This is a genomic window from Stenotrophomonas sp. TWI169, assembly GCF_039674705.1.
Taxonomy (GTDB): Bacteria; Pseudomonadota; Gammaproteobacteria; order Xanthomonadales; family Xanthomonadaceae; genus Stenotrophomonas; species Stenotrophomonas maltophilia_P.
The window spans coordinates 35,393-57,075 of record NZ_JBDJOB010000020.1 but is presented as its reverse complement, the minus strand read 5'-3'; the positions used below and the strand labels follow the sequence as shown (position 1 = coordinate 57,075).

The following is a 21,683-nucleotide window of genomic DNA, read 5'->3' as shown; positions in this document are numbered from 1 at the left end:
CACCGCCGCCGTGCGGCGAATTGAAGGAATGTCAGTGTGATCGGAAACAGATTGACATTGTCGATCCATCAGGCGCTTTGCCTGTTGGCTGCCGGCGTGGCCTGCCCAGGATGGGCGCTGGCTGCCCCGGCCAATCTCGGCGAACAGGCGCTGATGGCGCAGACTGGGGCGGCGACCGCGCGTGCGCCGGAGTCGGCGCAGTTCAACTCCAGCTTCCTCTCCGGCCAGGCCAAGCAGGTCGATCTGGCGGCCTTCAGCAACGGCAATCCGATGGTCGCCGGCACCTATCGCGTGGACGTCTACGTCAATGGCGCTTGGCAGGGCCGCCGCGACGTGCAGTTCAAGGCGGATGCACAGGGGCGCGTCGATGCCTGCCTGGCGCTGCCGATGCTCGAGGAAATGGGCGTGGACAGCGAGGCGGTGCTGCTGCAGCAGGATCCGTCGGTGCCGACCGATACCTCCACGTGCGTGCCGGTGCAGCAGCGCATGGCCAATGCCTATGGCGTCTATGACAGCGGCAACCTGCGTTACGACCTGAGCATCCCGCAGGTGTTCCTGCGCCGCGAAGCGCGTGGCTACGTCAACCCCGCGCTGTGGGACCGTGGCATCAACGCCGGCTTCGTCGGCTACAGCTTCAATGCCATCGACAGCGACAGCCGCGTCGAAGGCGGACAGCGCAACCGCAGCGCCTATCTGGGCCTGAATGCCGGCCTGAACCTGGGTGGCTGGCAGTTCCGCCACGATTCCAACCTGACCTGGACCGAGGGCGACGGCCGCCACTGGCAGAGCATCGCCACCTACGCCCAGCGCGGCATCCCGAAGATCCGCGGCATGCTCACTGTGGGCGAGGCCTACACCACCGGCGAACTGTTCGAGTCGATCGGATACCGGGGTGCCAGCCTGGCCAGTGACGACCGCATGCTGCCCGATTCGCTGCGCGGCTACGCGCCGGTGGTGCGCGGCATCGCCGAGACCAATGCGCGGGTGGAAGTCCGGCAGAACCAGCAGCTGATCTATTCCTCCACCGTATCGCCGGGCAGCTTCGTCATCGACGATCTGTACCCGACCGGTTACGGCGGTGACCTGGAAGTGAGCGTGATCGAGGCCGATGGCCGCCGCCGCGAGTTCAAGGTGCCGTTCGGTTCGGTGCCGCAGATGCTGCGCGAAGGCGTCTCCCGCTACTCGGTGACCGCCGGCCAGGTCCGCAACGAGCTGCTGCGCGATGAACCCTGGCTGGCGCAGGGTACCTACCAGCGCGGCATCGGCAACCAGCTGACCCTGTACGGCGGCAGCGCGCTGAGCGAAGGCTACGTTTCACTGCTGTACGGCATTGGCCTGTCCACCCGGATCGGTGCGTTCGCGGCCGATGTCACCCATGCCCGTACGTCGTTCAACCACTACGGCGACCACACCGGCGCCAGCGTGCGCCTGAGCTACAGCAACATGATCGGCGAAACCGGGACCAACCTGACCCTGGCCGCCTATCGTTATTCGACCGAAGGCTACTACAGCCTGCAGGACGCTCTGTACGGACGCGACGCGGATGATCGCGGCATCGACCCGACCACCCGTGGCCGCCAGCGCAGCCAGTTCCAGCTGACCCTGAACCAGCCGCTGGGCCGCCGTGCCGGTGCGCTGTACGTCACCGGTTCGGTGCGTGACTTCTACGACCGTTCCGGCACCTCCAAGCAGTACCAGGTGGGCTACAACAACGCCTGGCGCTCGGTGAACTACGGTTTCTCGGCACTGCGCACCGAAGAAGGCATCCTCGGCCGGGCCGACACCCAGTACCTGTTCTCGATGAGCGTTCCGCTGGGCCGCGGGACCCATCCGGTGTCGTTCAGCGCCGACCTGGGCGCGCGTGACCGTGGTGGCTACGACAACAGCCGCGTGGGCATCACCGGTTCGGCCGGCGTCGACAACAACTTCAGCTACGGCGTGGCCCTGTCCGATTCCCGCGAGGGCAACACCACCGCAGTCGGCAACGCCGAGTACCGCAGCCGCTACACCGCGTTGAACGCGACCTACAGCCATTCCAGCGATTTCCGCCAGGCATCGGTGGGCGCCAACGGCAGCGTGGTCATGCATCCGGGCGGCGTCACCTTCACTCCGCAGCGTGGCGATACCATGGTGCTGGTCGAGGCGCCGGGCGCGCGCGACGCGCAGGTGACCAACGCACCGGGCCTGCGCATCGATGGTCGCGGCTACGCCGTGGTGCCGTACGTATCGCCGTACCGCCTGAACACCGTGACCCTGGATCCGCAGGGCATGGCGCATGACGTCGAGCTGGAAAGCAGCAGCCAGTCGGTTGCACCGTTTGCCGGTGCCATCAGCTACCTGCGCTTCGATACCCGCAAGGGCAACGCGCTGCTGATCCAGGTGCGCAATCCCGATGGCCGCACCATGCCGTTCGGCGCACAGGTCAAGGACGAGCAGGGCCAGCCGGTGGGCATGGTCAGCCAGGGTGGCCGCCTGTATGTGCGCAGCGAGCAGGATCACGGCCGCCTGCAGGTGGAGTGGGGCGCCGGCGCCGACCAGCGCTGCACCGTCGATTACCAGGTTCCGGCGGGCGCCGATGCGTCCAAGACCGGCTTCATCCCGCTGGAGGCAGCATGCCGATGATTCATTCCCGTGGCCGCAAGGCGCTGGCCGCACTGGCCGTGCTCACGGGCGCCCTCGTGGCGGCGCCTGCGTTTGCCAGTTGCTACATCACCCAGTCCGGGTTCCAACCCCAAGACGTGACCATGGACATGGGCCAGATCGTGATTCTTCCCAGCACCCCGGTCGGCGGCGTGATCAAGGAACTCATTGTCAACATCAATCAACGCAACAGCGTCGCTTACTGCGATAGCCGGGGCGGCAACGCCAGCGGTCGCTTCGTCAATGCGGCACAGCAGACGCCGGTACCAGGATTCAGCAACGTATACGCAACCGACGTGGCAGGTGTTGGCATTCGCGTCTATCGCGATTCCGGTGATATCCAGACCTACTATCCTCACACGCTGATCCTGCGAAGCAATACCAACCTCTCGTTGAGCGGAGGCCGCTTCCGTGTCGAACTGATCAAGACAGCAGCTCAGACAGGATCGGGCGTTATCGCGCCGAATGGACGTTTCACCACCTATTACTACGATGGCGATGGTGCCAGCCGGCCGGTGCTGACCTCCACCTTCAAGGGATCGGGCACGACCGTGGTCAGCCCGACCTGCGAGGTGGACGCCGGCAGCCGCAACATCGCGGTGGATTTCGGCAGTGTCCCCAACACCTCGTTCACCGGCGTCGGTTCGCGCGCGGTCAACCGTGACTTCGACATCCGCCTGAACTGCCAGGGCAGCAATGTTGCTGCCTACCAGAGCAAGATCGGCATCCGCCTGGATGCCGACCAGGACAGCTCCAACATGCCGGGCGTGCTGAAGCTCAGCGCGGCTGCCAACAGCGCGACCCGCATCGGCATCCAGATGGTCCAGCGCGACGGCACCACCGAGCGCGAAGTGCGCTTCGGCCAGGCGATCAATGTCGGCACCACCATACCGGGCACCAGCACCATGACCCTGCCGCTGCGCGCCCGCTATGTACAGACCCAGGCCGGTACCGTCGGTGCCGGTGTCGCGAACGGACAGGCGACTTTCACCATCCAGTACGAGTAGCGGCCAACGGCCGTTCCACCGCTGCGCTGTGCCCCAACGTTGCCTGTTCCGCAGGCGACGTTGACTGCGTCTTGATCCCGGAAATACCAAGATCGGAGCTGCCATGAACGTATCGCAGCACGAGTGTGATGCGCGTCATGAAATTCGAGTCACCCAACACAGCACCTCCGCTGCCGCAGCGTCGGCTCGGCTGAGGTCCGCTGAAAGGACCCGGCATGACAGCGCCCCATCTTGCCATCGCCGGATTGCCGCCCGAGTTCGTCGAGATGCACGGCGGTGGGCTGTACTGGGTCGTCGCGGCCGGAAGCGCGCCGGCCGACCTGGTTGGCGCAGGTGTGCTGGGTTCGGCCAGCGACGTGCAGGACGCCGTGCTGGCGACGCTGGGGCGCGGCGCCGATGCGATGCTGGCCGAGCTGCCGCCGGGGGAGGGGCCGGCGCGGTTGCGTCTGTTCCGTTCCTCGGCCGCTGCCATGCAGCGGACCCTGCGCGGTCTGGCGGTTGATCTTCCCCGCGCGGCCACCGCCGCGACCCGCCTGTGCATGGTGCAGTTTCCGCTGGCGGCGCTGGAAGGCTGGAGCGATGCCCGGCTGGCGGCATGGAACCGGCAGCTGCAAGCCTGGGCGGAGCGGGCCGGCACGGTGCTGCTGCTGCTTTGCCACGGTGAAGTGGCCACCCTGGCGCCGCGCCTGCTGGCCTTGAACCGGACCTGTTCCGGCGTCGCCCAGCTGCATCCGCACCGCGGTGCGCTGCAGCTGCTGCTGCATTACTGGGCCAACGCCCATGGTGTGGTGGCCCGCCGTGCCTTCGCGATCGAAGCGGCAGAAGGCGGGTTGCGCCGCGTGCCAGAAGAGGCGGACAGCGTGCTCTCTGCGGTCGAGGCCAGCGGCGGCGATCGAGATCTGTACCTGGCCGAGGCCGACGTGCTGGAAGGCGCTCCGCCGCTGTCGCCCGCCTGGCGGCTCCACGATGGCTGGGCGGACCTGCTGCCTTCGGCGCTGCAGGCGCGCGAGGCCACCGTGGTGCTGGCGATCCGCAGCAACGACCAGGTGGACACACTGGCACGCCTGCTGCATCGGCTGCGCCGCGAGCGCGGCGACCTGCTGAAGCTGGTGGTGCGCGAGGTGCAACCGTGCCTGCGCTACGCCGACGAGCGCCTGCTGCTGCAGTGCGGCGGCAACATGGTGGTGCCGGCGGCGACTCCGCTGCCGCGGCTGCTGACGCTGCTGGAGACGGTGCAGCGGCAGCGTTGGCAGGGGCAGCTGGCGGCCGACCCCGAACCGTTGATCCGTGCCCACCGGCCACCGGAAGTGAATGGAATCGTGGCGGCCGACCGCTTCCGGCAGATCGTCGGCGAACGCATCGATCAGGACGGCAGCGCGGTGGAAAGCGCCGTGCTGGCGCTGCAGCCGGTGGCCGGGCTGCGCGCGGAACAGACCCTGCAGCAGTTGAACATCCGCAGGCAGGGGGATGTGGCCTGCGTGTACCGCGGCCAGGTCCGCCTGTTCCTGTTCGGCTGCCGCCGCGATGCGGTCGAACAGGCGCTCTCCAACCTGTACCGGCTGCCCTGGCGCGAGCTGTTCGATGGCTACCAGCGCCTGGCCGAGTACGACATCGCAGCGATGAATGCCCGCGGCAGCGACTCCGAATCCGAGACGCTGCCCGCCCCTGCCGTTCCGTTGCCGCAACCCGCGGCCCCGGTCAACGAGGTCGCATTCAACGCCCCCATCCCGTTCCGGTTGGGAGATTCCGCATGACCACCGACCAGCAGCTGTGGACGCTGATCGCGGCCTGTGCGCTGGTGATGATTCCGTTCGGCGTGATGCTGGGCGCGCTGTGGCGCGCGATGCGTCGCCGCGCAGCGTCCTGGCTGCCCCCACGGCACCTGCGGCGGGCGGGCGTGCGGGTGCGCGATGCGCGGAGGCCGCAATGAGCGCACAGCTGACGCCCGCATCGCGGTTCGTGTGGTCGGACCTGCGCGGCTGGAACCTGTATTTCCTGTCCAAGGTGGTGCTGGCCTGGATGGGCGCGCTGGACCTGAAGATCCTGCCCAACCTGTTGTTCCTGGCCGCCCTGCTGGTGCCACTGCCGTGGCGATGGGCACGCATCACACGCACGGTCGTCGCCGTGCCGGTGGCCGTGGTGCTCTACTACCAGGACACCTGGTGGCCGCCCTTCCAGCGTCTTCTCGCACAGCCGGGCGTGCTCGATTTCTCCGCCGACTACTGGCTGGAGCTGGCGCAGCGCTTCATCAACTGGCAGATGGTCGCGGTGCTGGTGCTGCTGGTGGTTGCCTACCTGCTGCTGAAACCGTGGCTGCGCATCACGACGCTGAGCGTGCTGGGCATGCTGGGCATGGCGGTGGTGGCACTGCCATTGCCGGCGGGCCTGAACTGGGGAACGTCGCAGGCCACCGCAGCGACCGGCGGTGCTGACGCCGCTGCCGGCGCTGCCGGTGCACTTGCGCCGGCCAGCAACGAGACACTCAATGCCTGGCTGGCGGCCTTCTACCAGCAGCAGTCGGGCCTGAAGACGGTGTTCCCGGCGCCGGCCAGCGCTGCGCCGTTCGACGTCATCATCCTCAACATCTGTTCGCTGGCATGGAGTGATCTGGACGAAGTCGGCATGCGCCAGAACACGCTGCTGGACCACATGGACCTGATCTTCGACGATTTCAACTCGGCCACCGCCTACAGCGGACCGGCGGCGATCCGCCTGCTGCGCGCCAGCTGCGGACAGACCTCGCACACCGCATTGTTCGACCCGGTGCCAGCCGAATGCCAGTTGTTCTCCAACCTGCAGCGCCTGGGTTTCCAGAGCGAGCTGGCGATGAACCACGATGGGCACTTCGACAACTTCATCGGCGAACTGAGCCAGTACGGTGGGTTGCAGGCACGGCCGATGGACATCAGCGCGTTTCCCCGGGCGCTGGTCGCGTTCGACAAGTCGCCGCTGCGCCGCGATGGTGACGTGCTGAACGCCTGGTGGAAGCAGCGCCAGGCCGAACAGGCGCAGCAGGTCGCGCTGTTCTACAACACGATCTCCCTGCACGACGGCAACCGCATCGTCGGCGCCGACGGTCGTGCCAACGCGGCTGACTACAAGGCCCGCGCGCAGATGGTGCTGGGTGACATGGCAGGCTTCGTCGAAGCGGTGGAGCGCAGTGGCCGTCGCGCCATGATCGTCGTGGTGCCCGAGCATGGCGCGGCGCTGCATGGCGACCGCATGCAGATTCCCGGCATGCGGGAGATTCCCAGCCCCTCGATCACCCATGTGCCGGTCGGCGTCAAGCTGGTCGGGATGGGCACGCCGGCCAGCGGAGGGCCGCGTCATGTGCCCGAACCCAGCAGCTATCTGGCCCTCTCCGAACTGGTGTCGCGGGTGTATGCGCTGAACGCGCAGTCGCCGTCGGGAGCGCGCGACTGGGACAGCCTGCTGCAGGGGCTGCCACGTACGCCCTCGGTGTCGGAGAACGAAGGCGCCAAGGTCATCGATTACGGTGGCAAGCCCTGGCTGCAGCTGCAGGGCAGCCAGGCCTGGAACCCGTACCCGGAGGACAAACGCTGATGGCCGACATCCTGGCCGTTGCCAGCACGCTTTCGGTGGAGGAGGACGACATCGATCTGCTGCGTCGCAGCCTGGGCATGCCCGGGTTGCCCTACGTGGACTTCTCGGCGCAGAACGAACGTGCCCGGGCACTGGCACGCTGGCCGTTGCTGGCCGAGCTGGAGCGGCAGCCATGAGCGTACTGTTGTCCCTGCAGGGCGTGCACGGCGGCACAGGCGTCACCACGGTGCTGGCCGCGTTGGGACAGGCGCTGCATGCGCAGGGCCAGCGCGTGCTGCTGGTCGAGTGCAGTCCGGATCAGATGCTGGGCCTGCATGTCGGGTTGGCCGCACGGGAGGCTGATGGCTGGGCGCGGGCAATGCTGGACGGCCGCGACTGGCGAGATGCGGCCTTCGCCTGCGCGCCGGGCCTGGCGGTGCTGCCGTACGGCCGTGTCAGCGCGGCCGAAGCCCTGCAGATCGAGCAGGCGCTGAGTCTGGCACCCGACACCTGGAATGATCGCGTGCCAGTGCTGTCGGCGCAGTTCGACTGGCTGCTGTTCGACCTGCCGCAGCGGCTGCCGGCACACGCGGCGGCGGTCAACCGATATGCGCGCTGTACGCTGCCGTTGCGCTTGGCGTGCGTCGATCCGGCAAGCCACGTCTTCCTGCAGCGGCAGCACGACGATCCGCGCCGTCTGCTGGCCAACCGGTATGACCCGGCGGTTCCGGTGCAGCGCGATCTGATGCAGCTGTGGCTGCATGCGCACGCGTCGATGCTGGTGCCTCAGCCTCTGCACGAAGATGCGCGGGTGCCGGCCGCGTTGGCCAGCAAGCAGCCGCTGGGGCAGCATGCGGCCGATGCGCTGGCGGCTGCCGACGTCGCCGGCCTGGCATTGTGGTGCCTGGCCGAGGCGGCGCGGCGGCAGGATCGGGAGAGCGGGCGATGAAGGGCGCACGCATCCACTATCTGCACTGGAACCGGCTGCGTGAGCGCGTGTACGCCGCATGGCCACTGTGCGCGCTGCTGTGGTCGCTGCAGGCGCTGGGCTGGGCGCTGTTGAGGCTGGAAGGACCTGCGTGGCAGGCGCTGGCGCCGCGGCTGCGGCGTGCGTTCCCGCAGTTGCAGGGTGATCGCCGCTGGCGCCCCGGAGATCCACTGCGGCTGCTGATCCAGGCCGCATGGCTGTCGCTGGTGCGGCTGGTTCCGCATACCTCGCTGCGCCGCCAGCGCCTGGCCCAGGCCCGGCGCCAGCGCATCGCCGAGCTGCGCGGAGCGGCAGGACGCGGTCGCCTGCGCTACCTGCGGGCGATGCGTGATGCACCTGCCGATGTCGGCAACAGTCGCCTCGCGGCGTGGCTCGCACAGCGCCTGGAGCACCTGCCACCGCGCGCGCGGCACGCGCTGACCGCCATCACCGGCCTGGCTACGCTGGCTCTGGCCGCGCTGTGCATTACCCAGCCCTTCAGCTACCTGGCGCAGTTCGTGTTCGTGCTGCTGCTATGGGTCATCGCGCTGCTGGTACGGCGCATGCCCGGCCGCTATGCGACGCTGGTACTGGTGGTGCTGTCGATCACCGTGTCCTGCCGCTACCTCTGGTGGCGCTATACCGCCACCCTGAACTGGAGCAGCACCTTCGACCTGGTCTGCGGTCTGGTGCTGCTGGTGGCCGAGACGTATTCCTGGCTGGTGCTGATGCTGGGCTACGTACAGGTTGCCTGGCCGCTGCGACGGCGTCCGGCGCCCTTGCCGGCCGACATCCGGCAGTGGCCCACGGTGGATGTGCTGATTCCCACCTACAACGAAGACCTGTCACTGGTGCGGCATACCGTCCATGCCGCCATGGGGCTGGACTGGCCGGCCGACAGACTTCGCATCCACCTTCTCGATGACGGCAAGCGCGAGGCGTTCCGTGCCTTCGCCGAGCAGACCGGCGTCAACTACATCACCCGCAGCGACAACCGGCACGCCAAGGCCGGCAACCTCAACCACGCCCTGACCTTGATCGACGGTGAGCTGGTGGCGATCTTCGACAGCGATCACTTGCCGGTGCGCTCGTTCCTGCAGATCACCTGTGGTTGGTTCCTGCGCGATCCGAAGCTGGCGCTGGTGCAGACGCCGCACCATTTCTTCTCGGCCGATCCCTTCGAGCGCAACCTGCAGGTGTTCCGCAGTGATCCCAACGAGGGCGAGCTGTTCTACGGGCTGGTGCAGGACGGCAACGACCTGTGGAATGCCGCATTCTTCTGTGGTTCCTGCGCGGTGCTGCGGCGTGAGGCCATCGATGCCATCGGCGGCTTCGCCACCGAGACCGTCACCGAGGATGCGCATACCGCCCTGCGCCTGCATCGCCAGGGCTGGAACTCGGCCTACCTTCGCATTCCGCAGGCGGCCGGCCTGGCCACCGACAGCCTGGGCGCGCATGTCAACCAGCGCATCCGCTGGGCGCGCGGCATGGTGCAGATCTTCCGCATCGACAATCCGCTGCTTGGCAAGGGCCTGAGCCTGTTCCAGCGCTTCTGCTACGCCAACGCGATGCTGCACTTTCTCGCGGGCATCCCGCGGCTGGTGTTCCTCACCGCGCCGCTGGCCTTCCTCCTGCTGCATGTCTACATCATCTACGCCCCCGCGCTGGCGATCCTGCTGTTTGTCGTTCCACACATGGCCCACGCCAGCCTGACCAACGCGCGCATCCAGGGCCGGTACCGCCGCCCGTTCTGGGGTGAGGTCTATGAAACCGTGCTGGCCTGGTACATCGCGCGGCCGACCACCGTGGCCCTGTTCAGTCCCGGCCGTGGCAAGTTCAATGTCACCGACAAGGGCGGCACGCAGGCGGGTGACCGCTTCGACTGGCGGGTGGCGCGCCCCTACCTGGTACTGGCGCTGCTGAACGTGCTGGGGCTGTGCTTCGCCGTGTGGCGTTTCATCGAGGGGCCTGCCGATGAGCGCGGCACGGTGGTCGTGAGTTCGTTGTGGGTGCTGTACAACCTGCTGATCATCGGCGGCGCGCTGGCGGTGGCGGCGGAGGTACAGCAGGTGCGGCGCACCCACCGGGTCACCACGCGCCTGCCGATGGCGCTGCAGATACCCGATGGGCGTCGACTGCGGGGCGTGCTGCAGGACTATTCCAACGATGGCGTCGGCCTGGAGTTGGGACTGGATCCGCAACTGGCCGAAGGCACGCGCGTACACCTGCTGCTCGGGCGTGGCCGGCGCGAGTTCGCCTTCCCGGCTCGGGTACAGCGCAGCGTCGGCCATCGCCTTGGCCTGCTGCTGCAGTTCGACAACGAGCGCCAGCGCGTGGAGTTCGCCCAATGCACATTCGCCCGCGCCGATGCGTGGCTGGACTGGCATGCCGGTTACCAGCCCAAGAGCCTGCCACGCAGCCTGTGGAGCGTGCTGGTGCTGGGCTGGAAAGGCTATCGGCGGATGGGCGACTTCACGCCGTTCGATCTCGACCGCCCGGTGCACTGGAGCGGTCGCCTGCTGCGCTGGCTGGCCAGTTTCGCACCACGACGTCCGCTTCCCTCCCACCCGGCTGACCCAGCCGCTGACCCAGGGCTTCGTCCATGAGCATCCCGACCTCTCTGCGCTGGCTGCTGCTGCCGTTGCTGGTACTGCCAGTGGTGTCCGGCAATGGCGCTCCAGCACCCGTGCCGGCGCCTGCCACCGGTTCAACGCCGGATGCCCCGGCCGCGCAGGTTGCGGTACCGACCCCGACCACAGCGGCATCGGTGCCCGCGCCGCGCGGCGAACCGGCCTTGCCCGATACCTGGGCCGGCAGCGCTTGGCCCTGGCAACGGCACAGCACCTTCGCACAGCTTGGCCGCCGCCAGGACACGCTGCTGTCCGGCGTCCGCAACAGCACCACGTTCGAATTCCAGGTGCGCCGCGATCGCCTCGCGCGCGAAGCGGAACTGGATCTGAGCTTCACACCCTCGCCGTCGCTGTTGCCGACGCTGTCGCACCTGCGGGTCTATCTGAACGACGCGATGATGGGCGTGGTACCGATCAGCAACGACCAGCTGGGGCGCCCCGTGCAGGCCAAGCTGCCGCTGGACGCGCGCCTGATCGCTGATTTCAACCAGGTCCGCCTGGAATTCGTCGGCCATTACACCGACATCTGCGAAGAACCCACGCACAGCTCGCTGTGGGTCAACCTCTCGAGCAACAGCACGCTGAGGCTGGGCGGCCAGCCGCTGGACATGCAGGATGATCTGGCCAATTTCCCTCTGCCCTTCTTCGATCCGCGCGACACCGCGCGGCTGGAACTGCCGGTGGTGTTTGCAGCGGCGCCCACGCTGGCGCAGCAGCGGGCTGCGGCGGTCATGGCGTCCTATTTCGGCAGCCTGGCGGGATGGTGGCGGCAGGCCCGTTTTCCGGTGAGCTTCGGCACGCTGCCCGAGCAGGGCCACGCGGTGGTGCTGGCGGTGAATGGCCGCTTCCCGCCGGTGATCGCCAACCATGCGCCTGTGCAGGGGCCGGTGATCGAGCTGATGGCCCTGCCCGAGGATCCGCAGCGCAAGCTGCTGCTGGTGCTCGGCCGCAACGATGATGACCTGCAGAAGGCCGTTTCGGCGATGGCGGCCGGCAATGTCCTGTTCCGCGGCCGCCAGGTCGCGATCGACGAAATGAAGCCGTTGGCGCCACGCAGGCCGTACGACGCGCCGAACTGGGTGCGTACCGATCGCGCGGTGCGCCTGGCCGAGCTGCTGGACTATCCGCAGCAGCTGCATGCCAACGGGGTATCGCCGCAGCCGATCACGGTCAACCTCAACCTGCCACCGGACCTGTTCATCTGGCGCAACCAGGGCATTCCACTGAACCTGCGTTACCGCTACACGCCGCCGTTTGGCAGTGATGAGTCGCGGCTGGGCGTGGCGATCAACGACCAGTTCATTTCAAGCTTCCCGCTGGTGCGCCGCACCGGCAAGCAGGGTGTGGCGGAAATCCGCCTGCCTGTGCTCGCTGGCGATGCCGGCGCCGACGATGGCCGCCTGTTGATTCCGGCGCTGAAGCTGGGTGACCGCAACCAGCTGCGGTTCGACTTCAACTTTGCCAGCGTGATGGGCAGTGCCCAGCGCGACCACTGCCAGACCGTGCTGCCGCCCAACCTGCAGGCGGCCATCGAGGAGGATTCGACCATCGACTTCTCCGGCTTCCATCACTACATGGGTCTGCCGGACCTGTCCGCGTTCGCGCTCAGCGGCTTCCCGTTCACACGCATGGCGGACCTGTCTGAAACCGTGGTGCTGGTGCCGCCGTCCGCCAGCGAGGCCCAGGTCAGCCTGCTGCTCAACCTGATCGGAGGCCTGGGCGTGCAGAGTGGGTACCCGGCCTACGGGTTGCGCCTGTCCGCAGACTGGAAACAGGCCAGTGCGCTGGATGCGGACCTGCTGGTCCTGGGCGCATTGCCGGATGAGCTGCGCGGCAGCCAGCAGCTGTCACTGCTGATCGACGATCAACGCACGCGCCTGCTCAATGGCCAGTGGTCATCGCCGGAGCTGGCGGTGCAGCAGGCCCGTCGCGGCAGCCGCGCGGGCGATCCTGCGGTCACCCGCGTGGCGGTCACCGCACAGGCGCCCTTCGCGGCCATCGTCGGCCTGCAGTCGCCCCGCCATGCACAGCGCAGCATCGTCTCGCTGGCGGCCAGCCATCCGGCCGACTATCAGCTGCTCGATGATGCACTCAGCGACACCGGCAAGCGCGAAGCCATTGCGGGATCGGTGGCGATCCTGCGCAGTTCCGGCATCAACAGCCAGTTCGTGGGCGAACACTACTACGTGGGCGCGCTGCCGTGGTGGCTGCTGCTGTGGTACCACCTGGCCGATCATCCGGCATTGCTGGCCGTGCTGGCCACGCTGGTGGTGCTGATGGTCGCCTTCCTGCTCTGGCGTGCACTGCGCTGGGTCGCCGCGCGGCGCCTGGATGCGGGCAAGGAATGAGCCGGACCTCGCCGCCGCTGCTGATGGCGTCCCGGCTGGTGCTGCTGGGTCTGGCCGGGACCGGCGCATGCGCGGCACAGGCGCTGCCGCAAATGCCCGGCGGCACTGCGGCCGAGCAGCGGCAGTGGTTGTTGCAGCAGGTACGCATCGGCGAGGCGACCGGGCGCCAGAGTCTGATCGAAGATGCGTTGGCCCGGCTGCGCATGCTGGCACCGGATGATCGTGGCACCCTGCTGGCGATCCTGGAGGTGCAGTTGTCGCAGCAGAAGGTGGAGGATGCGACCGCGACGCTGCAACGATTGCGGCAGGTCGGTGCGGGCAGTCGCGAACTCGCTGCGGGTGATCGCCTCTGGCAGGCCTACCAGGGCGATCTGCAGCAGGAGCTGCAGCAGGCACGCCTGTTCGCAGCCGGTGGCCGCAGTGCCGATGCGCTGGCGATCTACCGCCGCCTGTTCAATGACGCGCCTCCGGGGTTGCAGCTGGGGCTGGAGTACTGGCGTCTGCGTGGCGCGCAGGCGGATGGCCGCGCGCTGGCGATCCGGGAGCTGACCGCATTGGACCAGGCGTATCCAGGCAACACCGGGCTGCTGCAGACGCTGTCGCAGCTGCTGTTCGCGGCCGGTCGCGACGATGAAGCGCTCGACGCGCTGCGGCGCATGGGCCGCAACCCCGACGCCCGCGGGCTGGCTGCCGATGCCGAGTGGGCGTACCTGCAGGACCAGCCCGCCGATGAGCGCGGCGTGCGTCGCCTGCAGGAGTTCATCACCCGCAATCCCACCTTCAATGACATCGCCCTGGTGCGCGAGCGCTATGCCGAGCAGCACAGGCAGGTCAGTGATCCGGCTTGGCGGGCGGGTCTGCGTGGCCAGCAACTGCTTGAACGCGGGCGCGATGCCGAGGCCGAACGTGCCTTCCAGCAGGCGTTGCGGGCCTATCCGCGCGAAGCCGCCTTCCTGGGCGGATTGGGCATGGCGCAGATGCGACAGGGCCGTCGCGCGTCGGCGATCGGCCTGTTCGAACGCGCGATCCAGGCCACGCCCGTCGGCGAGAGCAGCGACAAATGGCGCGACCTCATTGCCAGTACGCGCTACTGGCTGCTGCTGGACCAGGCCGATGCCGCACTCGGTGCCGGTCGGCTGGACGAGGCGGATGCGTTGTACGCGCAGGCGCGGCGGCAGCAGCCACGCGAGGTCAACGCACGGCTGGGGCAGGTGGATGTTGCCGTGGCCCGTGGCGACGACGCCTCGGCCGAACGCCAGCTGCAGGCCGCGAGGCGGATGGCGCCGAACGATGCCAACGTGATCCGCAGGTTGGTGCAGCTGTATGGGAGGACCGATCCGCAGCGTCTGGAGACCTTCATCGATGCGTTGCCGGCCGCGCAGCGCCGGTTGTACGCCGAGGATCTGCGTCAGCTGCGGATCAGTCGCCTGCGCGAACGACGTGAGCAAGCCCTGGCGGCCGGCAATGCGGAGGCCGCCCTTGCGCTCGGGCATGAGCTGCGCGTGGAGCTGCCCGCCGATGCGTGGCTCGCCCGTGCCCTGGCCGTTGAGCTGCAGGCCGTGGGTCGGTCTGCCGAGGCCGATGCGGTGGTCGCGGACATGGTGGCGCGCAATGACAGCGCTGAAGCACGCTACGCGCAGGCGTTGTATCTGTCCGGCACCGATCGCCTGCCGCAGGCACTGGCAGTGCTGGACGCGGTGCCGCTGGCGGAATGGGATGACGATATCCGCGCACTGTCCGCACGGCTGCGCCGGCAGCAGCTCATCGATCATCTCTGGTCGCTGCGTGCGCAGGGACGCGAGCCGGAAGCCATCGCTCTGTTGCAACAGCAACCGGCCAGTGCCGAGAACAACCTGCTGCTGGCCGACTGGGCGCGCCTGCGCGGCGACCACCCGCAGGCCCTGCAGTATTACCAGCGGGTACTTGCGGAGCAGCCGGACAACGTCGATGCACAGCTTGGCCAGGTGCAGGCCTGGATCGGTGCCGGCGATCTGGACAACGCGCGGCGGCAGATGCGGCTGTCGCCCCCGGTGGTCGCCGAAGATGCGCTCGGCCAGCAGCGCCAGCTGGCCGGCATCTGGACCGACCTGCACGAGGACGCCAAGGCATTGGCGATCCTGCGCGCGCTGCTGGCCCGCAGGGACGGTCCGGATCCACAGTCCTGGCGCGACGCGGCGCGACTGGTGCGCCGCGAGGATCCGCAGCAGGCGCTGGACATGTACGCGCAGGCGATGGCCGACAACGGCCTGCTGGCCGCAACGCAGGCACAGCCGCGCGACAACCGCGCGCTGACCCTGGCCAGTCGCGAGACCGCGGGGGACGACTGGCTGCGGCGCAGCCTGCGCAGCGACGTGGAAACGCTGTACCAGCAGGAAAATCCCACGCTGACGGTGATGCAGGATACCGGTCGTCGCAGCGACGGAACGCCCGGCATTTCCCGCCTCGGGCGCGACACCCGCATCGCGCATCTGGATGCGCCGTTTGCAGGCGGGCTCGGCTGGGCGCGCATCGAACAGGTGCACTTCGACGCAGGGCGGTTCCGCACCGGCGCCGACGGCACTTACGACGAGGATTTCGGCAGCTGCGACCTGTCGCTGCTGCGTGCCGACGGCTCCCGGCTGCAGGCCCCGGGATGTACCCGCTTCGTGCATCAGCGGCGCAGTTCCGGCGCAGGGTTCGCGGCCGGCTGGCGCACGCTGGACGATCGCTGGAATGTCGACCTTGGCCATACGCCGTCCCACTATGTGATCGGCAACTGGCTGGGAGGCATCACCGCCAATGGCGATCTGGGCCGTCTCGGCTGGGGGGCGACGCTGTCGCGGCGGCCGATGACCAACTCCCTGCTGTCACAGGCCGGTGCCTATGATCCTCGCAGCGGCATTGCCTGGGGTGGGGTGACCGCCAATGGCATCACCTTCAGCCTGGGCTTCGATGAGGGCGGGCGCAATGGTGTCTGGTCGAACTGGAGCTGGCACCGGTTGACCGGTCACAACGTCGCGGACAACACGCGTGCGCGTGCGATGGTCGGCTGGTACCACAAGCTGATCCAGCGTACGGACATGCGCCTGGACGTCGGCACCACGGCCATGTACTGGCGTTACCAGAAGGATCTGGGCGGCTACTCGCTGGGCCAGGGCGGCTACTACAGCCCGCAGCGCTATGCCTCGTTGAGCCTGCCGGCCAGCTTTGCCTGGCGCAATGATCTGTGGTCGCTGCGGGTGGATGGGTCGGTCAGTGTTTCCAGCGCGCGTACGGCGTCGATCAGCCGCTTCCCGGACCAGGCGCTGATCGAGCGCGTGGTGGCACAGCTGGAGCCGCAGTACGGTGCTCTCGCGCTGGACGAGGCTGGCCTGTACACCGGCGACAGCCGCAGCACCGGCACCGGCTATCGGCTCTACGCGGCCGTGGAGCGGCGGCTGGGCGATCACATCGTCCTGGGCGCGGCGGGAACCCTGCAGCGCAGCCGTGACTTCTCGCCGAACACATTCCAGCTCTATCTGCGCTATACCTTCAAGCCCTGGCAGGGCAACCTGCCGCTGCCCGTGTCGCCACTGGTGCCCTATGGCGAGTTCCGCTGACCCGCAACGCCGCCGACTGCTGCAGGCGACGGCCGCCTTGCCGTTGCTGGCCATGGGCGCAGGGCGTGCGCTCGCAGCGCCGCGCTGGCCGGCTTGGCAGGTGCTGCTGGACAGCAGCGTCAGCAACGACGGACGCATGATCGATCGCAGCCAGGACGACCAGCGCAGTACGTCGGAAGGGCAGTCGTATGCGTTGTTCTTCGCGCTGGTCGACAACGATCAGGCGCTGTTTGATCGCGTTCTGGGCTGGACCCAGGACAACCTGGCCGGGGGCGATATGCGGCAGCGGTTGCCGGCCTGGCTGTGGGGCCGCGATGACAAGGGCGGCTGGCGCGTACTGGACGACAATCCGGCGTCCGATTCCGATCTGTGGCTGGCCTACGCCCTGCTCGAAGCGGGGCGGCTCTGGCACCGTCCTGCGTTGCAGGCCATCGCCGGGGGCATGCTGGGGCAGGTGCGGGAAAGGGAAGTCGTGCAGCTGCCCGGTCTCGGCCCGATGCTGCTGCCGGGACCGCAGGGATTCGTCGAAGGCGATGCGACCCGGGTCAATCCCAGCTATCTGCCGCTGCCGCTGCTGCGGCGCTTTGCCGCGGCCGATCGCAGTGGGCCCTGGGCGGAACTGGCGGACAACGCGACCACGCTGCTGGAGCAGACCAGCCCGCATGGCTATGCACCGGACTGGGCGGCGTGGCAGCAGGGGCGCTTCGTGGTCGATCCGGTGAACGGAGCGGTGGGCGGCTACGATGCGATCCGCTGCTACACGTGGGCAGGCATGACGGCCCCGCGCGATCCGTTGTTCCGGCGGCAGCTGGCGGCGTTGTCCGGTCCGCTGCAGCGCCTGCGCAGCGGTGCGGCACTCTGGGAAAAGGTCGATACCCGCAGCGGGCAGGGGCAGGGCGAAGGCAACTATGGTTTCCGCGCGGCTGTACTGCCCTGTGTGCTGGCACAGCGCGAGCGGGGGCTGGCGAAGTCGCTGCTGGCCAGCCTGCCCAGCCCGGAACAGCAGCGTGCCGAGGCACCGGCCTACTATTCGCAGATGCTGGCCCTGTTCGGCCGGGGCTGGGCCGAGGGCCGCTGGCGTTTCGGCGTGGATGGCCAGCTGCGACCGGCATGGCGATGAGTACACCACAAGCCCGCCGTGACAGCGGGCCCCTGCCCTGATTACTCCAGCGCGAAGCGCAGCACGAACAGCACGGCCACCAGCCACACCGCCGGATGCACCTCGCGCCAGCGGCCAGTGCCGGCCTTCAGCGCGGCGTAGGCGATGAAGCCGAAAGCCAGTCCATTGGCGATGGAGTAGGTGAACGGCATCGCCAGCGCGCACAGGGCCGCCGGCACCGATTCGGTGAGGTCGCTCCAGTCCACTTCCACCAGCTCGCGCAGCATCAACCCGGCAACGAACAGCAGGGCCGGTGCGGTGGCGTAGCTTGGCACCATCGAGGCCAGCGGCGAGAACAGCAGGGCGGCCAGGAACAGCGCGGCGACCACCAGGGCGGTGAGGCCGGTACGGCCGCCCACCTGCACGCCCGAGGCGCTTTCGGCGAATGCCGTGGTGCTGCTGGTGCCCAGCATGGAGCCGGCGACGATTGCCGTGCTGTCGGCCAGCAGTGCACGGCCGAAACGCTTCTGCGCACCCGGCAGCTTCAGCAGGCCGGCGCGGCCGACCACGCCGTACAGCGTGCCGGTGGCATCGAACACCTCCACCAGCACGAACACCAGCACCACCTGCAGCAGCACCGCGATGGGGGCACCGCCGTCGTGGTGCAGCAGGCCCGGCAGGTCCAGCTGCAGGAAGGTCGGCGCCAGGCTTGGCGGCAGGGACACCAGTCCCTGGTACTGCACGTCGCCCAGCGCCCAGCCGGCCCCAGTGACCGCCAGGATGCCGATCAGGATCGCACCACGGATGCGGCGCGCCTCCAGCACGGCGATCAGCAGGAAGCCGGCCAGTGCCAGCAGCGGTGGGGCGGTGTTGAGCGGGCCCAGCGCCACCAGCGTGTCCTCATTGCCGATGATCACCCCGGACTTCTGCAGGGCGATGATGGCCAGGAACAGGCCGATGCCGGCGACGATGGCCGAGCGCAGTGACGAAGGAATGCCGGATACCAGCCAGGCACGCACGCCGGTCAGCGACAGCACCAGGAACACCAGGCCGGAGATGAACACTGCCGCCAGCGCCTGCTGCCAGGGCAGGCCGGCGGCGCCGACCACGGTGAAGGCAAAGAACGCGTTCAGGCCCATGCCCGGAGCCATGCCGACCGGGAAATTGGCTGCCAGCGCCATCACCGTGGAGCCCAGCGCGGCCGCCAGGCAGGTGGCGACGAATACCGCGCCCGCATCCATGCCGGTGGTGCCGAGGATTTCGGGGTTGACGAAGACGATGTAGGACATCGTCAGGAAGGTGGTGACACCGGCCAGCAGCTCGGTGCGCACGGTGGTGCCGTGCTGCTGCAGCTGGAACAGGCGTTCGAACAGGGACATGGGGCTTCTCGTGAAGGTGTCTCCCGGCAAGCGGGCGACCCACAGAAGGAGAAAGGCCGCGCGAGCGCGGCCTTTCCTGTTGCGTTACTTCAGTGCCTTGAAGCGCAGGCGCTTCGGCGCAGCGTCATCGCCCATGCGGCGCTTCTTGTCTTCCTCGTACTCGCGGTAGTTGCCCTGGAAGAACTCCACGTGCGAGTCGCCTTCGAAAGCGATGATGTGCGTGGCGATGCGGTCCAGGAACCAGCGGTCGTGCGAGATCACGAAGGTGTTGCCCGGGAACTCCAGCAGCGCGTCTTCCAGCGCACGCAGCGTTTCGATGTCCAGGTCGTTGGACGGTTCGTCGAGCAGCAGCACGTTGCCACCCTGCAGCAGGGTCTTGGCCATGTGCAGGCGGCCACGCTCACCACCGGACAGCGAGCCGACCATCTTCTGCTGGTCCTGGCCCTTGAAGTTGAAGCGGCCGATGTAGGCGCGCGACTGGATCTCGATGCCGTTGATGTTGAGGATGTCCAGGCCACCGGCGATTTCCTGGAAGACGTTGTGGTTGCCTTCCAGCTTGTCGCGGCTCTGGTCCACGTAGGACAGCTGCACGGTCGGGCCGATCACGATCTCGCCCGAATCCGGCTTCTCCTGGCCGGTGATCATCTTGAACAGCGTCGACTTGCCGGCGCCGTTCGGGCCGATGATGCCGACGATCGCGCCCGGCGGAATCAGCATCGACAGGTTGTCGATCAGCAGGCGGTCGCCGAACTTCTTGGACACGTTCTTGAACTCCATCACCATGTTGCCCAGGCGCTCGCCCGGCGGGATGAAGATTTCGTTGGTCTCGTTGCGCTTCTGGTAATCCTGCGACTGCAGCTCTTCCAGGCGGGCCAGACGGGCCTTGCCCTTGGAACGGCCGCCCTTGGCGTTCTGGCGCGACCACTCCAGTTCCTTCTGGATCGCCTTCTGGCGGGCCTTTTCCTGGTTTTCTTCCTGCTTCAGGCGCTCATCCTTCTGCACCAGCCATTCGGTGTAGTTGCCCTTCCACGGAATGCCGCGGCCGCGGTCCAGTTCCAGGATCCACTCGGCGGCGTTGTCCAGGAAGTAGCGATCGTGGGTAACGGCCACCACGGTGCCGGTGTAGCGCGCCAGGAACTGTTCCAGCCATTCCACCGACTCGGCGTCGAGGTGGTTGGTCGGTTCGTCCAGCAGCAGCATGTCCGGCTTCTGCAGCAGCAGGCGGCACAGCGCGACGCGGCGCTTTTCACCGCCGGACAGGTTGGCGATCTTGGCATCCCACGGCGGCAGGCGCAGCGCATCGGCAGCCACGTCCAGCTGGTTTTCCAGGGTGTGCGCGTCGCCGGCGGCCAGGATCGCCTCCAGGCGCTCCTGTTCCTTGGCCAGTGCGTCGAAGTCGGCGCCTTCCTCGGCGTAGGCGGCGTACACCGCCTCCAGCGCAGCCTGGGCCTGCAGCACTTCGCCCACGCCTTCCTCGACCGACTCGCGCACGGTCTTGTTCGGGTCCAGTTCCGGTTCCTGCGCCAGGTAGCCGACCTTGATGCCCGGCTGCGGGCGTGCCTCGCCCTCGAAATCGGTATCCACGCCGGCCATGATCTTCAGCACGGTCGACTTGCCGGCGCCGTTCAGGCCCAGCAGGCCGATCTTCGCGCCCGGGAAGAAGGACAGCGAGATGTCCTTGATGATCTGCCGCTTGGGCGGGACCACCTTGGACACGCGGTTCATGGTGTAGATGTATTGCGAGGACATGAGGTCTCCGTAGGCGCGACCCTGCGCCCGACCGTCACGGGAGGTTTCCCGGTGCGGCAGCGGGCACAGACTTGAATGGAATACCGCCAATTATAGCCGGAACCGGTTACCCGCCGCGCCACGGGGAGCCGGCCGGGCTGGCCGCGGCCTGAATCGCCGTCACAGTCCTGAAGCGGGAAGCGTTTCCAGCCGGAAACGGTTCAGATCCGGTGCGCAATATGGGGTCACCACCACCCAAGCAGAGGTCTGACATGCGCATCAATCGAGTAATGGCCGGAGCCGTGGCCTCTGTGCTGGCGCTCGGCGCGGTTGCCCCGGCATTTGCCGACGACGACCACCGCGGCCGCGGTCACGACCGCCGCGAGTGGCGGGAGGATCGTCGCGAGTGGCGACAGGACCGTCGTGACTGGGAGCGCGACCGCCGTGAGGCCCGGCGCGATTACCGGCAGGACCGCCGCGAGTGGCACCGTGACCATGACCGCTACTACCGCCCGGCACCGCCGCCGCGTGTGGTCTACCGCCCTGCCTACGGCCCCGGCTATGGCTGGAAGGTGGGGCACCGCTACCGCGACTACTATCGCGGCCCGATCTACGTGGTGAATGACTATCCGCGCTACCACCTGCGCCGTCCGCCGCATGGCCACCACTGGATCCGCGATGACCGCGGCAACATGCTGCTGGTGGCCATCGCCACCGGCGTGATCGCCCAGTACGTGCTCAGCAGCCGCTGAGGACCCCGCAAC

General features: G+C 68.0%; 14 protein-coding genes. 12 read left to right on the top strand and 2 right to left on the bottom strand.

Annotated elements, in window-relative coordinates; translation table 11 throughout:
• Nucleotides 1–57: 57 nt before the first annotated feature.
• From ABE543_RS14950 to bcsZ, 11 genes are all read left to right on the top strand, one after another.
• Nucleotides 58–2,622 (top strand): fimbria/pilus outer membrane usher protein, encoded by a 2,565-nt coding sequence (locus tag ABE543_RS14950; RefSeq protein ID WP_346475853.1) that lies wholly within the window; start codon nucleotides 58–60, stop codon nucleotides 2,620–2,622.
• Complete coding sequence (locus ABE543_RS14945) at nucleotides 2,613–3,647, top strand: fimbrial protein (protein ID WP_180876947.1); 1,035 nt, start codon at nucleotides 2,613–2,615, stop codon at nucleotides 3,645–3,647. Before ABE543_RS14950 ends, ABE543_RS14945 begins: the two co-directional genes overlap by 10 nt.
• A gap of 215 nt (nucleotides 3,648–3,862) precedes the next feature.
• Nucleotides 3,863–5,401: a BcsE family c-di-GMP-binding protein gene (locus ABE543_RS14940; protein WP_346475846.1), complete on the top strand. Its 1,539-nt coding sequence runs from the start codon at nucleotides 3,863–3,865 to the stop codon at nucleotides 5,399–5,401.
• Nucleotides 5,398–5,577: a cellulose biosynthesis protein BcsF gene (gene bcsF / locus ABE543_RS14935; protein ID WP_065175832.1), complete on the top strand. Its 180-nt coding sequence runs from the start codon at nucleotides 5,398–5,400 to the stop codon at nucleotides 5,575–5,577. The genes ABE543_RS14940 and bcsF overlap by 4 nt, the downstream gene beginning before the upstream one ends.
• Nucleotides 5,574–7,211, top strand: coding sequence for a cellulose biosynthesis protein BcsG (gene bcsG / locus ABE543_RS14930; RefSeq protein WP_262217911.1), 1,638 nt, complete (start codon nucleotides 5,574–5,576; stop codon nucleotides 7,209–7,211). The genes bcsF and bcsG overlap by 4 nt, the downstream gene beginning before the upstream one ends.
• Complete coding sequence (gene bcsR, locus ABE543_RS14925) at nucleotides 7,211–7,387, top strand: cellulose biosynthesis protein BcsR (RefSeq protein ID WP_080375313.1); 177 nt, start codon at nucleotides 7,211–7,213, stop codon at nucleotides 7,385–7,387. Before bcsG ends, bcsR begins: the two co-directional genes overlap by 1 nt.
• The gene (gene bcsQ, locus ABE543_RS14920; RefSeq protein WP_053518884.1) at nucleotides 7,384–8,139 is read left to right on the top strand and encodes a cellulose biosynthesis protein BcsQ; all 756 of its coding nucleotides are present in this window, start codon (nucleotides 7,384–7,386) and stop codon (nucleotides 8,137–8,139) included. Before bcsR ends, bcsQ begins: the two co-directional genes overlap by 4 nt.
• Nucleotides 8,136–10,763: a UDP-forming cellulose synthase catalytic subunit gene (gene bcsA / locus ABE543_RS14915; RefSeq protein WP_346475845.1), complete on the top strand. Its 2,628-nt coding sequence runs from the start codon at nucleotides 8,136–8,138 to the stop codon at nucleotides 10,761–10,763. Before bcsQ ends, bcsA begins: the two co-directional genes overlap by 4 nt.
• On the top strand, nucleotides 10,760–13,135 hold the full coding sequence (gene bcsB / locus ABE543_RS14910) for a cellulose biosynthesis cyclic di-GMP-binding regulatory protein BcsB (RefSeq protein ID WP_081279777.1): 2,376 nt from the start codon (nucleotides 10,760–10,762) through the stop codon (nucleotides 13,133–13,135). The genes bcsA and bcsB overlap by 4 nt, the downstream gene beginning before the upstream one ends.
• Nucleotides 13,132–16,713: a cellulose synthase complex outer membrane protein BcsC gene (gene bcsC / locus ABE543_RS14905; protein WP_346475844.1), complete on the top strand. Its 3,582-nt coding sequence runs from the start codon at nucleotides 13,132–13,134 to the stop codon at nucleotides 16,711–16,713. Before bcsB ends, bcsC begins: the two co-directional genes overlap by 4 nt.
• Nucleotides 16,697–17,833: a cellulose synthase complex periplasmic endoglucanase BcsZ gene (bcsZ, locus tag ABE543_RS14900; RefSeq protein WP_346475843.1), complete on the top strand. Its 1,137-nt coding sequence runs from the start codon at nucleotides 16,697–16,699 to the stop codon at nucleotides 17,831–17,833. The genes bcsC and bcsZ overlap by 17 nt, the downstream gene beginning before the upstream one ends.
• A 41-nt stretch (nucleotides 17,834–17,874) precedes the next feature.
• Here bcsZ and ABE543_RS14895 read toward each other — a convergent pair whose 3' ends face one another.
• Both ABE543_RS14895 and ettA read right to left on the bottom strand, forming a co-directional pair.
• A complete protein-coding gene (locus ABE543_RS14895) occupies nucleotides 17,875–19,191 on the bottom strand; it encodes an NCS2 family permease (protein WP_053518892.1) in 1,317 nt (438 codons plus the stop codon).
• A gap of 84 nt (nucleotides 19,192–19,275) precedes the next feature.
• On the bottom strand, nucleotides 19,276–20,940 hold the full coding sequence (gene ettA, locus ABE543_RS14890; RefSeq protein WP_005415249.1) for an energy-dependent translational throttle protein EttA: 1,665 nt from the start codon (nucleotides 20,938–20,940) through the stop codon (nucleotides 19,276–19,278).
• A gap of 251 nt (nucleotides 20,941–21,191) precedes the next feature.
• Here ettA and ABE543_RS14885 point away from each other — a divergent pair, with 251 nt between their 5' ends.
• A complete protein-coding gene (locus ABE543_RS14885; RefSeq protein ID WP_065175826.1) occupies nucleotides 21,192–21,671 on the top strand; it encodes an RcnB family protein in 480 nt (159 codons plus the stop codon).
• Nucleotides 21,672–21,683 lie beyond the last annotated feature (12 nt).

Bases quoted from the DNA above. Each gene is read 5' to 3' on its own strand.
- ABE543_RS14945 (WP_180876947.1), top strand. From the start codon at position 2,613: ATGCCGATGATTCATTCCCGTGGCCGCAAGGCGCTGGCCGCACTGGCC.
- ABE543_RS14940 (WP_346475846.1), top strand. From the start codon at position 3,863: ATGACAGCGCCCCATCTTGCCATCGCCGGATTGCCGCCCGAGTTCGTC.
- bcsF (WP_065175832.1), top strand. From the start codon at position 5,398: ATGACCACCGACCAGCAGCTGTGGACGCTGATCGCGGCCTGTGCGCTG.
- bcsG (WP_262217911.1), top strand. From the start codon at position 5,574: ATGAGCGCACAGCTGACGCCCGCATCGCGGTTCGTGTGGTCGGACCTG.
- bcsR (WP_080375313.1), top strand. From the start codon at position 7,211: ATGGCCGACATCCTGGCCGTTGCCAGCACGCTTTCGGTGGAGGAGGAC.
- bcsQ (WP_053518884.1), top strand. From the start codon at position 7,384: ATGAGCGTACTGTTGTCCCTGCAGGGCGTGCACGGCGGCACAGGCGTC.
- bcsA (WP_346475845.1), top strand. From the start codon at position 8,136: ATGAAGGGCGCACGCATCCACTATCTGCACTGGAACCGGCTGCGTGAG.
- bcsB (WP_081279777.1), top strand. From the start codon at position 10,760: ATGAGCATCCCGACCTCTCTGCGCTGGCTGCTGCTGCCGTTGCTGGTA.
- bcsC (WP_346475844.1), top strand. From the start codon at position 13,132: ATGAGCCGGACCTCGCCGCCGCTGCTGATGGCGTCCCGGCTGGTGCTG.
- bcsZ (WP_346475843.1), top strand. From the start codon at position 16,697: ATGGCGAGTTCCGCTGACCCGCAACGCCGCCGACTGCTGCAGGCGACG.
- ABE543_RS14895 (WP_053518892.1), bottom strand. From the start codon at position 19,191: ATGTCCCTGTTCGAACGCCTGTTCCAGCTGCAGCAGCACGGCACCACC.
- ettA (WP_005415249.1), bottom strand. From the start codon at position 20,940: ATGTCCTCGCAATACATCTACACCATGAACCGCGTGTCCAAGGTGGTC.
- ABE543_RS14885 (WP_065175826.1), top strand. From the start codon at position 21,192: ATGCGCATCAATCGAGTAATGGCCGGAGCCGTGGCCTCTGTGCTGGCG.